The sequence below is a fragment of the Streptomyces regalis genome (assembly GCF_001509475.1).
GTDB lineage: Bacteria > Actinomycetota > Actinomycetes > Streptomycetales > Streptomycetaceae > Streptomyces > Streptomyces regalis.
The window spans coordinates 1-14,779 of sequence record NZ_LLZG01000076.1; the positions used below are offsets into that span (position 1 = coordinate 1).

The following is a 14,779-nucleotide window of genomic DNA, read 5'->3' on the forward strand; positions in this document are numbered from 1 at the left end:
CGTTCACGTGGGGGTTGCTGCAGCGGGTGGCTGTCGGTGGCTGAACCACGTGGTCGGGGCGGATGCCGGGCCTCGGTTCGGCGGGGGGCGGCGGGCGTGTGCGATCGTTCGGCCCATGAGTAGCGACTACGACCGCATCCGTACCGGCATCGAGTTCATGACCGCCTACGTGTCCGGGAACGACCTGCTGGCGGCGTACGTGGGAGAGCGGCGCCGCGAGGACCCGCGGGCGGCCGAGGCGCTGATGGACGGTGCCTCGGCCCTGTGCGCACTGCTGCTGCGCAAGATGGCCCGGGAGACCGGGAAGACCGAACAAGAGATCCTGCAGGAGCTGGCCCGCGGCACCCACCGGCACGAGCAGCAGTCCGGCGACTGACCGGAACCCACTCCTGCTCCGCCGCCTACTCTGCCGCCGCCAGGATCGCCTCCACCACCCGCAGTACGGAACCGGTGTGCAGCGACAGGAAGAGGTTCGGCTCGACAAGCTCCAGCTCCATCACCCGCGGCTGCCCGTCCTCCCCGTCGACGAGGTCCACGCGCGCGTACAGCAGCTCGGAAGCGTGCGGTACGGCGGCCAGGGCGCGCTCGGCGACAGCGAGTTCGGCCGGGGTGGGGGTCCAGGGCTCCAGGCCGGGATGGGCGACCTTGCGCTCGTCGTACGGCGTCCCGGGGCTGAGGACGGCCCCCTTGCGGCTGGCGTGCAGCAGGCGCCCGCCGTAGAACTGCAGCGCCCGCTCCCCGCTGACGTCGATGCCCTTCACATACGGCTGCACCATCGCCGTGAACCCCTCCGCGTGCATCCGCGCGAGCTGCCGTACGGCCGTGTCGTGCTCGTCGGGCGTGTACCGGGCGGCGAACCGCGCGCCCGCGCCCGAGGTGGGCTTGACGACGTACTCGTGGTCGACGGGGAGGCCGTCGGCACCGTCACCGGGGGCGAGGTAGCGGGTGGGCACGACCGGCACCCCCGCCTCGGCGAGATCGCCGAGGTAGCGCTTGTCGGCGTTCCACCGCACCACCTCGGCCGGGTTCGCGAGCCGGGTCACCTTGCCGCACCGCTCGGCCCACTCCAGGAACTCCGCCGCCCGCCAGCTGTAGTCCCAGGTGGAGCGGAGCACGGCGAGGTCGTACCCGCCCCAGTCGGCCTGCTCGCCGTCCCAGAACACGGCGTCCGCCTCGGCCCCGGCCTCCCGCAGCGCGCGCACCAGCACGGGGAGGTCGCGGTCGACGGCGATCTCGGGGCCGGGGCGGCAGGTGACGAGGGCTATGCGGGGCACTCTGGGCTCCTTCAGGTGCAACGGGCGAGCGGATCGCAGGCTAACAACGACTCTCGCAACCGAAACAGCCCGCTTGACCTTCACCTTTGGTGAAGCCACAGCATCGGTGGCGGAACCGGACAGGTACGGGGGTGCGCATGCAGCCGGAAATGCTCACGATCGGCGTCTTCGCGAAGGCGTGCCGCCTCTCACCGAAGGCACTGCGTCTCTACGACGAGCTGGACCTGCTGCGTCCGGCGCGCGTCGACCCCGACACGGGTTACCGCTACTACGCACCTGCCCAGCTGGAGGCGGCCCGCCTGGTGGCGTGGCTGCGCAGGCTGGGCATGCCGCTGGCCCGGATCCGCGAGGTGCGCTCGCTGGAGCCGCAGGCGGCGGCCCGGGCGGTGGGCGCGTACTGGGCGCGGGTCGAGGCCGAGACGGCCGTACGGCGGGACCTTGCCGAGTTCCTGATCGACCACCTGACGACACCGTCGAGGAAGGACACCACCATGCTGGAACTTCGCTACTGCGCCCACTCGGACCGCGGCCGGGTCCGCCCCGCCAACCAGGACACCGCCTACGCGGGCACCCGACTGCTCGCGGTGGCCGACGGCTGCGGCCCCGAGGGCGCGGCCGCGAGCAGCGCGGCCGTGGAGGCGCTGCGCTTCTTGGAGACGGAGGAGCTCGGTGCGGGCGATGTGCTGAACCTGCTGGAGGAGGCGGTGCGCGGCGCGAGCGAGGCCGTCCAGGAGGCGGCGAACGGCACGGAGGAGGTGGGCACCACCCTGACGGCTCTCCTCTGGACGGGCTCGCGGTTGGCCCTGGTGCACATCGGGGACTCGCGCGCGTACCTGCTGCGCGACGGCGGGCTGTTCCGTTTCACCCACGACGACACAGTGGTCCAGTCGATGATCGACGAGGGCCGCCTGACGCCTGAGGAGGCCACGACCCATCCGCAGCGCGCCTTGCTCCTCAAGGCCCTGTTCCCGGGCACCCCCGCCACCCCGGAGCTCCGCCTCCGTGACGCCCAGCCCGGCGACCGCTACCTCCTCTGCTCCGACGGCCTCTACGGCGTAGTCCCCGAGGCCCGCATCCGCCACCTCCTCACCTCAGCCCCGGCCCCCGACACCGCCGTCCACGCCCTGATCGACGCGGCGAACGAGGCCGGCGGCCCGGACAACGTCAGCTGTGTGGTGGCGGACGTGGTGGAGGCGACGGCCTGAGGGACGGCAAAGGCCGCGCGGTACGTCTGAGCGTCTCTGATCAGCTAAGTGATCCTGTGTGATCCGCAGGTTGTGGGATCGGTTGGATCGGTTCCCACCGTGGCGGGGTGGCGTGGGCGTGCAGGTGGAATCCTGCGCCCAGTGCTGCCCCTCCAAGCGTCCGGAGGGACACGCTCACACGGGCCGCAGACGGCTGCCCCGCGCAGCCCACCGGCACCAGGGCGTGACGACGATCAGCACACCCACCATCCGCCGACACCGGCCACGACGGTGACCTGCCGCCACCCGATTCGGGTTCGTCGCCGACGGAGCGTGTCCTGGTGCGGCAGCCTGGCGGCCTCCGCCAGCGCCTCGTCCAAGCCGTCGAGGATCACCCGGCCGCCTTCAGCTCTGCCCAGGTCTCTTTGCCCCACGGGCCACGCTTGGAATGGCTGCCAAGCAGGGTGTAGCCCCATCGATCTGCCAGCACGTCGATCAGGAGCAGGCCTCGGCCGCCCTCGGCCTCCGCATCTGCCGTACCGAGCACTGGCAGGCGAGAGGGTGCCCGGTCCACCACCGCGATGCGTACTCGTGTCGGGCTCGGACGCCCGACAACAAGGCGGATCGAGCGGCACGGGGTGTGGCTGGCGGCGTTCGCGACCAGTTCCGAGATGATCAGCTCGGCGGGCTCAGTGAGGTCGTCCAGGTGCCAGGCGCCGAGGGCTTCGTGGACGAGCTTGCGGCCTATCTCGGCTGTCTCCGGCCGGCACGGGAAGGTCTGGCTGTAGGCGGGGTAGCCAATGGGGGGCCGTCTGAACTGGCGTGCTGAGACTCGTCATCGGGTGAGCCTTCGTCGTGGTCTCGGCGCCCAGCTCGCCCTTGCGTAGGAACGTCGGGGCGACCTGGGCCGTCAACAGCCGCCCGCTGGGTGGGGCGAGCGGCCCAGTAACCAGACAACTGCCGCCCGGGAGAAGCTGGTTAGGGCGAACGAGTGAGCAGCCGGCGGACCTACCTAGGGCGATTTGACCTTCTTTACCTGACGGATTGAGGTCGCGGAGCTACGGTGCGTAGATGAACGCCAAGCGCAATACGGCTCTTGAGGCGTGGATGAAGGAGCACGGCTACAGCTCCAACAGCCTTGCTGAGGCCGTGAACATAGCCCTTGAGCGGCTCACCGGGCGTACCGGAGGACTGGACGGTTCATCGGTTCGAGGCTGGAAGGCCGGCCGGGTCAAATGGCCCAAGTCGGCTACCCGTAAGGCTCTTGAGGACCTCACCGGCTTGCCCGCCACCGCCTTGGGGTTCGTGCCACGAGGTCGGCCCCCGTCCACACCAGCCTCACTGCAGGAGGACCCCGACACCATGAAGCGCCGCACCTTCGTCGGCGGCATCGCCGCTGCCGCCGCCGCAGCAGCAGCTCCCGGCACCGCCTCACCCCGCCGCATCGGCATGAGCGACGTCGACCGCCTACAGAAGCGCTTCGCCGAGATCATCGCCAGCGACCACCGCCACGGCGGACAACTGGGCATCGAGCAGCGGGCCGCCGCGCTCGCCGACGAGGCGTTGAACCCGACGGCGACATCCGCGATGGCGCCTGAGTTGCCGAACTCGCCGGCGACTGCCTGACGGGCTGGCCGAACGGGCTGCGGCTGATCGTGCGCAAGGAACGCCCGCACCCCGGCGCCCAGTTGCGCTTCACCGACGCCGACGGCATGCGGTTGACATGCTTTGCCACCAACACGGCCAGCGAGGCGATCGCCGCCCTCGAACTGCGCCACCGGCAGCGGGCCCGGGCCGAGGAGCGCATCCGGGCCACCCGCGCCACCGGCCTGCGCAACCTCACCCTCCACGACACCGCGCAGAACCAGATCTGGCTGGAGATCGTGCAGATCGCCCTCGACCTGCTGGCCTGGATGCCCATGCTCGCCCTCACCGGCACCGCCCGGCTCTGGGAGCCCCGCCGCCTGCGGCTTCGGTTGTTCTCCACCGCCGCCCAGCTCGTCACCACCGGCCGCCGCGGATACATCCGCCTCGCCAAGCACTGGCCCTGGACCGACGTGATCACCGACGCCCTGGACCGGCTCCACACCCTCCCGAACCCCGGCTGACCAGCGCCTTCCCGTCCCTGCGAGCGGCACCAGCCCACCGGAGCCGTGGGCCCCGGCGCCCACCCGACGCGACAGCCGGGCACTCAGCCTACCCAGACTCCGAAAATGCCCACCGACACTCACCACAAAGGGTCCGTCAGCAAGCTGACGGACCCTCATGAATGGTCGAGGTCAGGAATCACTGCACCAAAAACCAGCCGGGCAGCCCCTCACCCCAGCAAGTGCCCATATCGCGACAAGGAGTCAATTTTCACCAGGATGTAAGGCGCGAATCGCGCCAAGGTGGACGTTGATCCTTTTAGTCAACATCACAAAGGAGCTTTACATCAAAAGCATGAGAGACAGAAGATCTGTTCGATATGCCCTCACGGCTCACACCACGAAAGAGGAATCGAACTCATGTCGAGAACTCGAAAGTCACTCACTTTCGCAGCAGCCACTGCGGCTCTGGCTGCAGGAGTCCTCACGCCGGCCACGTCCGCCAGTGCGGCTGACGCCCCCGCTTTCCTCGGTGAGCCCAAGGAATGGGGGGTGGTAGCCATCGACCTCAGAGACGTTTCGCTGGTAAAGCCTCTCACCATCAAGGACGTAGGGGGCGGCACCTGGAGCTATGGCACCCAGGTCAGCGGTAGCCAGAAGCGCTGCTACTCGAACTACGTCCACCAGACGAAGTACCACTCGTCGACCGTGATCCTGGCTTCCGATACGCGTAAGGACTACGCGGACGCCGGAGACACCTCCAATGCCTCGCTGACAAACGGTACATCGCACACGTGCTATGCGTACTGGGGTACGTACTAAAGCCTTCAGGTCAATCTGAAAACGCAACTCGAAAGCGCGCACAAGGAGAGAGCGAACTCATGTCGAGAACTCGAAAGTCACTCACTTTCGCAGCAGTCACTGCGGCTCTGGCCGCAGGAGTCCTCACGCCGGCCACGTCCGCCAGTGCGGCTGACGCCCCCGCTTTCCTCGGTGAGCCCAAGGAATGGGGGGTGGTGGCCATCAACATAGATGGCTCCTCCCCGGTGCGACCCCTGACGGTCAAGGATGTAGGGGGCGGTACCTGGAGCTACGGCACCACCTTGTCCGGCACGACCAAGACGTGCTACTCCAACTACATCCACCAGTCGAAGGAGCACTCGGCGACAGCCAAGATGGCCGACTACAGCAAAAAGGTCACCGAGGTTGCGGGGGTGTGGGCCAACGCCAAGGTAGGCGCCAGCCCGGGCTCCACGTGCTACACATATTGGGCTACCTACTAGAGCCCTGGCCAAGTCAGCTACCCCTCGGGGCTGGCACGTGAAGTAACTCACACTCTAGTCAATCTTCGGCATCGAGTTCGCTTCGTTGGCAAGATCCGTCGCAGGCACTGGGCCCCACCGGCCTGGTGTCTGCGCGTATGTAAGTCGGCGAGCAGGAGGCCGGCTCGCCACGGTTGAATCAACACCCCCCACACATTCACCAGCAGGCCCCTTGCTGGCCAGGGCGACTAGGACTCACCACCGCCTTACGCCAACTGCCCTCGCGGGCTCAGGCGGAGGCGAGAGATAGCCGCTGGAAAGGTTTTCACTAACTATCGTGATCTCTTGGCGCTCCCGCGTAGTAACAATTATCGCCGCCCCCACGGTTGGCATACTTATTGGGACTCTCGGCCCACTTTTGATGACAGTCAGCAACCCAATAGGGCACGCTACGCACCTTGCTGTGTCTGGCGGATGGTCCTGGGCGGCCTTGGCGTTCGCCTTCGGGATCGCAGGGAAATCCAAAGTTGAATCAGCCGTCCTGGCTCTCGTGGCGCTAGTGGTAGCTGTGATCTCCTATTACCTGACAAAAGTGAGCCAAGGCGGGTTTACGACCCTTGACCTTAACTCTCCGTCCGCAGCCACTCCATACGTATCTTGGGGCGATTTCGTTGGCAAGACATTCTTCTGGTGCGTGGCCGCTTGCATCCTTGGACCGGTAATAGGATTGGCTGGCCACTTGGCGAAAAACCGCAGTCTCCGCGGACTTCCTTTTCGCCTGCTAGTTCCTTTGGTCACTATTGCCGAAATGTCGGAACGACTCCGGACAGAAGCCTCGCTGCAAGGAGCGGTTGCATACATTACCTGGAGCGCCATTCTCGTCATTGCGATAGTGGTCGCTATTGCGCTGGTGGGGGACGCCATAGTCACCTCACGAGCAAAATCATCCGTTAGGCAGGTGCAAGAATAGGGGGTGAGCGACAAACCTCTTCGGCTTGCTGTACATGCCAATTAATTAACCTCGATTCGCCAGCGGGTTTCGGTCGCTGATCGGTTCAGCTGTTCGCCCGTAATGTTCTGTGCTGTTACAGGATGGGCCGTCACGTGACGCCGCGGGGTGCGCCGGGTTCCACAGGCCGGAGGTTGCGGGATCTCCTCCTTCCTGCTCGTCGTCGGGCGTAAGTCGGTCGTGCAGGTGGCGACCGGAAGTCGTGTGAGCCTGTTCCAGCTGACGGTGAATGCCGCCGCCCAGGGCGAAGTCCGCTCGATGCGCAGGATGCGACAGCGGGCGTGACGGGCGAGTCGGGCCGGAAGGTGATGGAAACGCAGGCGCATCGTGTCCGGCTCGGCGTCTTCGAGGCTGCCCTGGTTGTGCAGGGTGAGCAGCCTCAGCCAGGTGTCGAGATCGGCGGCGAGGTTCGCGGCGAGCATCCAGCCTGTGTTGATCTGCCATGACTGTGAGGGCAGGTTCGCCAGCCCCATGGCCTTGTTGGTGCGGACGCAGTCTTCGACCTCTGGCGTGGTCGCGGTGCAGGGCGTCGAGGAACTGGCTCTGGTGGGAGCCGGCGCTGCCCCCATGTGCCGGATGTTCGTCGCCCTGATCGAATAGCGGCAGCCGGTCTTGTGATCGAAGGCGGTCAGCTTTTTCATGTACCGCCGGGAGGGGCGCACGCGGGGGACGATCAGTCGCATGCCCTCCGGCCAACCGCCACAAGGTCTGGCTGGAGATCGTGCAGATCGCGCTCGACCTGCTGGCCTGGATGCCCATGCTCGCCCTGACCGGCCAAGCTCGACTCTGGGAGCCCCGCCGCCTGCGGTTCCGCCTGTTCGCCGCCGCAGGACACCTCGTCACAACCGGCCGACGCCGCATCCTCCGCCGGGCCAGCCACTGGCCCTGGACCCACGACATCGCGACCGCGTTCGACCGACTCGCTCACCTACCGAGCCCCGGCTGACCAGCAGCTCTCCTCGTCCCCGCGACAGCACCACCCGACCCGGAGCGGGCGAACCCGGCGCCCACACGACGCGACAGACGGGCCATAAGCCTGCCCACCACCAACCACAGAACGCGAAACGGTCCGCCGACTCCGTCGGCAGACCGTCACGAAAGATCGAGGCTAACCTCGCGCTTTCATGAAATGGGCTGTCCGGCAGGCGGTCAGGAAAGCAGAAAGTGCCTCTGACCAGCAAGAATGAGGATTGTCGAGGTCCTTTTTCCTGCCACCGCCGGAGGCACTTCCCAGGTGAAGCACCCCATCGGGTCCTACCCCCCGCGTCCGTGTCCAGGACGACGGAGCCGCCAGGTCATCTCCCAGGCAGGGTCGGTCCTGCTCGTCGAAACGGTTCGCAAGACGGGCCTTGACCAGGCCATATCCCAGGCCCTGGCCCCGTGGCGGAAGCCGCGAGCCGTCCACGATCCCGGCAAGGCCTTCCTCGACGTCGCCCTGGCGGTCGCACTGGGCGGGGACTGCCTCGCGGACGTCGCGATGCTGCGGTGTGAGCCGGCCGTCTTCGGCCCGGTCGCCTCCGACCCGACCATCTCGCGCCTGATCGAGACCCTCGCCGCCTCCGGCGAGAATGCCCTGCAGGCCATCCGGTCCGCACGGCCCGAAGTCCGCCAGCGTGCCTGGTCGTTGGCCGGAAAGAACGCCCCGGACGCCGACGGCCAGGTCCTCATCGATCTCGACGGCGTCCTCGTGATCGCCCACTCCGACAAGGAGGACGCGGCCCCGACCTGGAAGAAGACCTACGGCCATCACCCGCTGACGGCCTTCCTCGACGGGTGCGACCGTGACGATGGTCGCCACGCAGCTGGGTGTGTCGCGGCTGACGGACATGGGGGGGGTAACACCACCGTTCGGATCGGACCCCGTGGACCGGAGCCGGCTGCACTGCTGCGGCATCCCGCGCTGAACACGGTCGAAATCCCGCTAGCCGAGGACCTCGCCACGCTGGTGGGCACCAGGCGCCGGATCGCCGGAGCCGAGACCTCGTGGCGAGGGTTCGAGCGGGGGTAGGTCGTGCGGGGGCATCAGTGGCATCGAGAGCCTCAGGGTGTTCGTGGACCTCGACGGCGCCGAGGGCTTCATCACCGTCCTCGAACTCACCCGGCACGGCAGGGACTTCCCAGTGACGTGGCCCGCGTCGGCCAAGAGGTCGTCGCCGACGTCCTCGCCTCCAGAACCCTTCCGGCCAGGCCCGTCTGTCACTCGCGGCCCTGGCCCCGGATCCGCTGGCGGCGTTCGCGTGCCATGGACTCGGTCGGGTCATCCGAGGCACAGCCACCGAAGTCGGTCCCGTTCGGCATGTTTGGGTACGTGTCGCCGAGAGCGTCGAGGGGCTGGTGTACCGCGACACGCTCGCCGACCGGGCCGTCCTCGATGTCAGCGACGAGCTGTCCGTCGAGGTCACCGGCATCAATCTCGTACGCAGCCGGGTCACCCTGACGCCGCTGCCCCAACCCGAGGCGGAGCAGCGGCGTATCAGGGTCCCCGACGGGGTCACCGCAGGGCAGGCTCAGGCTTCCGGTGCGGCTCCCGCTCCGCCTCCGCCTCCGACTCCGCCTCCGCCTCCGGATAGAACTCCCGTGGCCGTCCCTTCTTGTCCCGCAGCCGGGCCAGCAGGCTCCCCGGGTACTCCACCGTCCAGTAGCTCACGGTCGCCGCCAGTGCCCCGGCCACGACCACGAGCAGCACCGCCAGCGGGAACCCCGCCTGGGAGCGGGGCAGGACGCCGGCGTCGTACAGGAGCAGCATCAGCGGCTCGTGCCAGATGTAGAGGCTGTAGCTGACCAGGCCCACGCCCGTCAGCCACCCCGAGCGCAGCAGGGCGTGCCAGCGGGGGCGGGCCGGGGTGCGGATGTGGAGTGTGCCGTAGAGGAGGGCGAACCAGAGGAGCGCGGCCAGGGGGTGGTAGTAGGTGTGCCAGGTGTTCTCCGGTTCGGAGGCGTACGACAGGGCGTACAGGCCGGCTGCCGCGGTCACCGCCGACAGCGTCGCCGGGCGCGCGCCGATACGGCCCCGCTCGCCCAGCGCCACCAGCAGTACCGCCAGGCCCATCCCGGCCGCGAATCCGCCCAGGCGGGCCTGGGGACCGAAGTACACGGGCCAGTTGGTGTGCGGGATGCCGAGGGCGTGGTGGGCTACGGCGATCCAGGCCACCGGCGCCAGGTAGAGCGCCGCGCAGCCCGACGCGCACAGCAGCACGCGGGCGCGGCGGGTGTGCAGGCGGCGGCAGGCGCGGATCGCCAGGGGGCCCACGGCGACCAGGGTGAGGTAGAACGCGATCTCCAGGGAGAGCGACCAGGTCGGGCCCAGGGTGTAGAAGATGCGCTGCTGGTCGAAGACGTGCGTGAACGTGAGGTGTTCCACCAGGTCACGCCAGTCGCCGGGTAGGGACGGGTTGCGCAGGGACCAGATGAGGAGGACCGCGAGGAAGTACAGGGGGAGGATCCTCGTGGCGCGGCGGAAGAGGAAGTCCCGGCCGGGTCGGGTGCGGTCGTAGCCGTCGATCGCGGCGCGGGCGTAGGAGAGCGTGAGCAGGTACGCCGACATGACGAAGAACAGGTCGATGACCTCCAGGGAGATCAGCGCACCGAGGTAGGGGTTGTCGATCGGCGGGTGGGCGCCCTGCGCGTCGTAGACGTAGTACTGCTGCCAGACGTGGAAGACGACCGTGCTGAGGGCGGCCAGGCCCCGGAAGCCCTGGAGTTCGGGGCTGCGTGTGGTGCTTGTGCTGGTTGAATTGCTTGTGTTGCTTGCGTTGCTTGCGTTGCTTGTCGCGCTCACTCCTGCCCCACCGCCTTCGCCGCCGTGCGGGGCGTGACCCGCCAGCGGCGGTCGCCCAGCAGCTCCTTGAGGTGCGACTGGCGGGCGAGGATGTTCTTGAAGTGGGTGTAGAAGACCGTCGACACGAGGGCGTGACGCCAGAACCAGCCGCGCCTGCGGCGCAGTTCGGGCAGGGCGAGCCGGCCCGCGAACGCCGTCTGCACGAACCCGGCCGAGAGGGTGAAGGCGAAGGCGAGCAGGCATGCCGGGGTGGCCCAGTCGATGCGGTCCGCGCCGCCCGCGCGGATCATCGAGTGGAGCAGGATCGGCAGGATCTGCAGCGACAGCCAAGGCTGCACCTCCCGCCAGCCCAACAGGACCACGAATCCTGCCTTCTGACGGCGCGTGAAGGCGGACGACCGCAGTGCCTGACCCAGGTGCCGCAGCGACACCTGCATCCAGCCCTGCGCCCAGCGCGAGCGCTGGTTCCACAGCGGCTTGAGACGCGTGGGCGCCAACTCCCGCGAGATCAGCGTCCGGTCGCTGGCGATCCGCGCCCCCTCGCTCAACGCGCGTAGCGTCGAGTCGATGTCCTCCGTCAGCATCGAGCCGTGCATCCGGATACGGGCCAGCAGGTCGGTGCGCCAGAAGCCGTTGGAGCCGCCGAAGATGCCGAAGCCGTACAGGCGGGTGCGGCCGGGGTGGCTGACGGCGTAGATCGCCTCGAACTCGGCGGCCACCTGCCGGGCCACCCAGGAGCTGTCGCCGTTGCGGATCACGCAGTGGCCCTGGACCACGTCGTAGCCGTTCGACAGCCAGTCCCAGGCGTGGCGGAAGGCGTCCGGCGCGGGATGGTGGTCGGCGTCGAAGATGCCGACGAACTCGCCGCGCACGCGGCTGACGGCGGCGTTGACGTTCTGCGCCTTGGAGGTGCTGCCGGCCACCGGAAGCAGCACCAGCCGCCGGTCGCGGCGGGCGATTTCCCGCAGGGTGTCCTCGACCGGCAACGCGTGGGGCGTGTTGTACGCGAGGACGATCTCCAGGTCGTTCGGGTAGTCGAGGCGCAGGAAGGACTCCACGGTGTCGACGATCGTCGCGGCCTCGTTCGGCAGGTACGCGGCGATCACCGCGCTCGCGGGCGGGTACGGCTGCGCGGGCGCCGCGGGCCGGGTGGGCGCGTCGAGCGAGAAGAGGCATTCGAGGAGGATCAGCGCGGCGGACAGGACCAGTCCGGCGACCACGACCCAGTAGACCACCGAGGCGACGTCCCAGCCCAGCACCGCGTACGCCTGCTCGTACAGCACGAACGGCACGCCCACGCCGACCAGCAGCGCGAGTAACGGGGAGAGAGCGAGCAGCAGCGGTCGTACGACCTTCTTCGCGCGGCGGCGCGGGGCGGTGGCCCGCATCCACGGCTCGTAGCGGACGGGCCGCAGATCGCGGTGGCGCAGTGCCTCGGCGACGGCGTCACCCGCCCGGTCGACCGCACGGCCGTCGGCCTGCGCGAGAGGCAGCCAGCCGACCGCAGGAGTCAGCCGTACGTTCTCGTCGGCGACCACGAACCGGGTGCCGGCCACGGCGGCGGCGAACTCCGTCAGCGCGCGCCGGGCCGTCTCCTCGTCCACGCCGGGCATGAGGAGGAGCAGGCGCCCTTCCTCGTCCCAGCCGAGCCGGTCGCTGCCGTTGCCGAGCCGCTCGGCGATCCCGGCGAGGCGTTCGGCGACCTCGCGGCGCACCCGCGCCCCGAACCGTTCCTCCAGCGTGTCCGCCTCGGCCACGCCGACCACCGCGAGGATGCCGTCGCGGCGTCCGGGACGGCTTTGGGGGCGGCGCAGTTCGCGGTCGAGTTCGGCGTGGAAGTGGGGGGCCGAGTACAGGCCGGTGCGCGGGTCGAGGGCCAGCCGGTCGACGGGGACCGGGACGCGGTGCAGCTTGGCGGCGATCCGGGCCGACAGCTCGACGGGATCGGCGGCCTCCGGCAGGCAGTCGTCGGCGCCGCTGCGCAACAGCCGTGCCACACCGGCGGGTTCACCGCCGGTGGTGACCATGACGAGGGGCAGGACGTGGCCTTGGGGTGCGGTGCGTATCTCCTCCACGACCGCCACGGCCTGTTCGACGCCGCCGTGCCCCTCGAGGGCGACGATCGCGTCGGGCGGCGCCTGCCGGACGCTGCGGCCGACGTCGCCGGGGACGGCGTGGGTGACCGCGTAGCCGGTGGACTCGAGGGTGCGGGTGAGCTTTTCGCGCCGGGGGCCGGGGGTGCCGACCGCGAGGACGTGGCCTTGTGACGGCCCGTCGGTCGGCGGGCAGGCCGGAGTGTTCCGGGGCGCGGGTGCGCGCCTCAGTTCGGTGGGCATGTATGGGGTCCAATCCTGTTCGGATGTGGGGGGAGGACCTTTTGTCGTACGTAGCCTCACCGCGCGCCGTGTCACCACACCTGCGCCGATGTAAAACGTTGATTGACTTTACGTGCCCACGCCAAGGAGCCAGGGGGAATCGCGTGACCGAGTGTGAGAACACCGCGCAGAGCGGAACCCGCGGCTAGCTTTCCCCGTCCGACCCGTCCGGCTCGTCCGGCTCCCAGTCCAGCAACCGCACCTTCGCCACCGTACGGACATGGCGCCGCATGGCCGCGGCCGCCCGGCCGGGATGGCCGGCCGCGATCGCGTCGAGGATGGCCTGGTGCTGGGCGAGGGAGCGGGCGGGGCGGTGTGGCTGGCGGAGGGACTCGGTGCGGCTCTCGGCGATCTGGGCGGCGATGGAGCGCATGAACTCGGCGAGGATGCTGCTGTGCGCGGCGGCGGTGACCGCGGCGTGGAAGAGGCGGTCACCCTCCACTCCGTGGCCGTTGCCCTCGATCTCCTCGGCCATGTGCGCGAGGGCCGACCGCATCGCCGCGAGGTCCTCCTCCGTGCGGCGCTCGGCGGCCAGTTCGGCGAGTTTCGTCTCCAGGGCCTCCCGCGCCTCCAGGACGTCGGGGAGGCGTCGGCGGCGCTCGACCATCCGCTCCACCGGCTCCACGTCGAGGCTGTCCCGCACGAGGTAGGTGCCGCCCCCGTGCCGCACCTCCACCAGGCCCTGCACCTCCAGGACGACGATCGCCTGCTTCACGGACGCCCGGCTCACCCCCAGCCGCTGGGCCAGGTCGCGCTCGGTCGGCAGCCGGTCCCCGGCGCCGAGGCCGCCCTCGGCGACGTACGCGCGCAGCCGGTCGAGCACCTGCTCGTAGAGGCGCTGCTTGGTCATGGGGCGCAGGGCGTCGGTCACGGAGTCCCCCTCTCGCCGGGAGCGTAACACCGGGGCCGGTGAGTGGTCGGGTGGCTGAGCCAATTCCTGTGCGCCCCCTTGACGCGCCGTCCCCGCGCGCCCACGCTAACCAGCCAGCAGCCCAAATTGGCTCAGCCACTTGGCCACTGCCGCCCGAACCCGCAACCGCTCCGGGACCCAAAGACGGGAGCCCGTATGTCCCCCGAACTCATCTCGATCCTCGTCCTAGCCGTGGTGTTCGTCATCGCCACCACCCGCTCGATCAACATGGGCGCGCTCGCCTTCGCCGCCGCCTTCGGAGTCGGCACCCTGGTCGCCGACCTCGACGCGGACGGCATCTTCGCCGGCTTCCCCGGCGACCTGTTCGTCGTCCTCGTCGGCGTCACGTACCTCTTCGCCATCGCCCGGTCCAACGGCACCACCGACTGGCTGGTGCACGCCTCCATCCGGCTCGTACGGGGCCGGGTGGCGCTCATCCCCTGGGTGATGTTCGCCCTCACCGGCGCGCTCACCGCGATCGGCGCCGTGAGCCCCGCCGCCGTGGCGATCGTCGCGCCGATCGCGCTGAGCTTCGCCGCCCGCTACGGGATCAGCCCGCTGCTGATGGGCGCGATGGTGGTGCACGGCGCCCAGGGCGGCGGCTTCTCGCCGATCAGCATCTACGGCTCGATCGTCAACGGCATCGTCGAGCGGGAGAAGCTGCCCGGCAACGAGGTGACGCTCTTCCTGGCCTCACTGATCGTCAACATCGTCATCGCGGCCGTCGTGTTCGTCCTCTTCGGCGGGCTGAAGCTGTGGGTGCAGGGGGCGGTGGACACGAGAACGGACGGGGACAGCGGGGGCGCCGGCACTGGCAGAGCGCCCCTCCCCGGAGGCGGCGGCACCCGCGAGGACGGAACGACGTTCCCCCGCCCCGCCCCCGCCGCCACCCCGGTAGCC

The 14,779-nt window shown here is 69.2% G+C and carries 12 protein-coding genes and 4 pseudogenes; 9 read left to right on the forward strand and 7 right to left on the reverse strand.

All coding sequences use genetic code 11. The features are described 5' to 3' along the window. Positions 1–115 precede the first annotated feature (115 nt). The gene (locus tag ADL12_RS12950) at positions 116–376 is read left to right on the forward strand and encodes a hypothetical protein (protein ID WP_062701763.1); all 261 of its coding nucleotides are present in this window, start codon (positions 116–118) and stop codon (positions 374–376) included. Positions 377–401: 25 nt separating this feature from the next. Here the strand turns inward: ADL12_RS12950 and ADL12_RS12955 are convergent, their stop codons facing one another. Next, on the reverse strand, positions 402–1,274 hold the full coding sequence (locus ADL12_RS12955; protein ID WP_062701765.1) for an ATP-grasp domain-containing protein: 873 nt from the start codon (positions 1,272–1,274) through the stop codon (positions 402–404). A gap of 137 nt (positions 1,275–1,411) precedes the next feature. Between ADL12_RS12955 and ADL12_RS12960 the strand changes: the two genes are divergently transcribed. Beyond that, positions 1,412–2,479: a MerR family transcriptional regulator gene (locus ADL12_RS12960; RefSeq protein ID WP_079052011.1), complete on the forward strand. Its 1,068-nt coding sequence runs from the start codon at positions 1,412–1,414 to the stop codon at positions 2,477–2,479. Positions 2,480–2,712: 233 nt separating this feature from the next. Here ADL12_RS12960 and ADL12_RS53920 read toward each other — a convergent pair whose 3' ends face one another. Beyond that, a complete protein-coding gene (locus ADL12_RS53920; RefSeq protein ID WP_159053150.1) occupies positions 2,713–2,892 on the reverse strand; it encodes a hypothetical protein in 180 nt (59 codons plus the stop codon). Then, a complete protein-coding gene (locus ADL12_RS56390; protein ID WP_425265090.1) occupies positions 2,850–3,260 on the reverse strand; it encodes an ATP-binding protein in 411 nt (136 codons plus the stop codon). The genes ADL12_RS53920 and ADL12_RS56390 overlap by 43 nt, the downstream gene beginning before the upstream one ends. Positions 3,261–3,565: 305 nt before the next feature. Here ADL12_RS56390 and ADL12_RS55525 point away from each other — a divergent pair. The 4 genes and pseudogenes from ADL12_RS55525 to ADL12_RS12980 all read left to right on the forward strand — a co-directional run. Then, positions 3,566–3,967: pseudogene (locus ADL12_RS55525) on the forward strand (XRE family transcriptional regulator); the annotation flags it as partial. A 53-nt stretch (positions 3,968–4,020) separates the two neighbouring features. Then, a pseudogene (locus ADL12_RS12970) lies at positions 4,021–4,566 on the forward strand (transposase); the annotation flags it as partial. A gap of 399 nt (positions 4,567–4,965) precedes the next feature. Beyond that, positions 4,966–5,367 carry a lactococcin 972 family bacteriocin gene (locus tag ADL12_RS12975; protein ID WP_107119897.1) on the forward strand — a complete coding sequence of 134 codons (402 nt, stop codon included), beginning with the start codon at positions 4,966–4,968 and terminating at the stop codon, positions 5,365–5,367. A gap of 59 nt (positions 5,368–5,426) precedes the next feature. Further along, positions 5,427–5,828: a lactococcin 972 family bacteriocin gene (locus ADL12_RS12980; RefSeq protein ID WP_079052007.1), complete on the forward strand. Its 402-nt coding sequence runs from the start codon at positions 5,427–5,429 to the stop codon at positions 5,826–5,828. 990 nt (positions 5,829–6,818) lie between these two features. On the opposite strand, the gene ADL12_RS50255 is transcribed toward ADL12_RS12980, so the two are convergent. After that, positions 6,819–7,457 (reverse strand): transposase, encoded by a 639-nt coding sequence (locus tag ADL12_RS50255; RefSeq protein ID WP_244187879.1) that lies wholly within the window; start codon positions 7,455–7,457, stop codon positions 6,819–6,821. A gap of 59 nt (positions 7,458–7,516) precedes the next feature. Here ADL12_RS50255 and ADL12_RS12990 point away from each other — a divergent pair. Both ADL12_RS12990 and ADL12_RS12995 read left to right on the forward strand, forming a co-directional pair. Then, positions 7,517–7,762, forward strand: a pseudogene (locus tag ADL12_RS12990) (transposase); the annotation flags it as partial. A gap of 288 nt (positions 7,763–8,050) precedes the next feature. After that, positions 8,051–8,588: pseudogene (locus ADL12_RS12995) on the forward strand (transposase); the annotation flags it as partial. A gap of 719 nt (positions 8,589–9,307) precedes the next feature. On the opposite strand, the gene ADL12_RS13005 reads toward ADL12_RS12995, so the two are convergent. The 3 genes from ADL12_RS13005 to ADL12_RS13015 form a co-directional block, all read right to left on the reverse strand. Further along, positions 9,308–10,594 carry an acyltransferase family protein gene (locus ADL12_RS13005; protein WP_244187880.1) on the reverse strand — a complete coding sequence of 429 codons (1,287 nt, stop codon included), beginning with the start codon at positions 10,592–10,594 and terminating at the stop codon, positions 9,308–9,310. Continuing rightward, on the reverse strand, positions 10,591–12,930 hold the full coding sequence (locus tag ADL12_RS13010; protein WP_079052010.1) for a glycosyltransferase: 2,340 nt from the start codon (positions 12,928–12,930) through the stop codon (positions 10,591–10,593). Before ADL12_RS13010 ends, ADL12_RS13005 begins: the two co-directional genes overlap by 4 nt. A 184-nt stretch (positions 12,931–13,114) precedes the next feature. After that, positions 13,115–13,840, reverse strand: coding sequence for a FadR/GntR family transcriptional regulator (locus ADL12_RS13015; protein WP_062701777.1), 726 nt, complete (start codon positions 13,838–13,840; stop codon positions 13,115–13,117). Between the two features lie 195 nt (positions 13,841–14,035). Here ADL12_RS13015 and ADL12_RS13020 point away from each other — a divergent pair. After that, positions 14,036–14,779: SLC13 family permease (locus ADL12_RS13020; protein ID WP_279617141.1), on the forward strand; the 744-nt coding region annotated here is incomplete at its 3' end.

Bases quoted from the DNA above. Each gene is read 5' to 3' on its own strand.
- ADL12_RS12950 (WP_062701763.1), top strand. From the start codon at position 116: ATGAGTAGCGACTACGACCGCATCCGTACCGGCATCGAGTTCATGACC.
- ADL12_RS12960 (WP_079052011.1), top strand. From the start codon at position 1,412: ATGCAGCCGGAAATGCTCACGATCGGCGTCTTCGCGAAGGCGTGCCGC.
- ADL12_RS12975 (WP_107119897.1), top strand. From the start codon at position 4,966: ATGTCGAGAACTCGAAAGTCACTCACTTTCGCAGCAGCCACTGCGGCT.
- ADL12_RS12980 (WP_079052007.1), top strand. From the start codon at position 5,427: ATGTCGAGAACTCGAAAGTCACTCACTTTCGCAGCAGTCACTGCGGCT.
- ADL12_RS50255 (WP_244187879.1), bottom strand. From the start codon at position 7,457: ATGAAAAAGCTGACCGCCTTCGATCACAAGACCGGCTGCCGCTATTCG.
- ADL12_RS13010 (WP_079052010.1), bottom strand. From the start codon at position 12,930: ATGCCCACCGAACTGAGGCGCGCACCCGCGCCCCGGAACACTCCGGCC.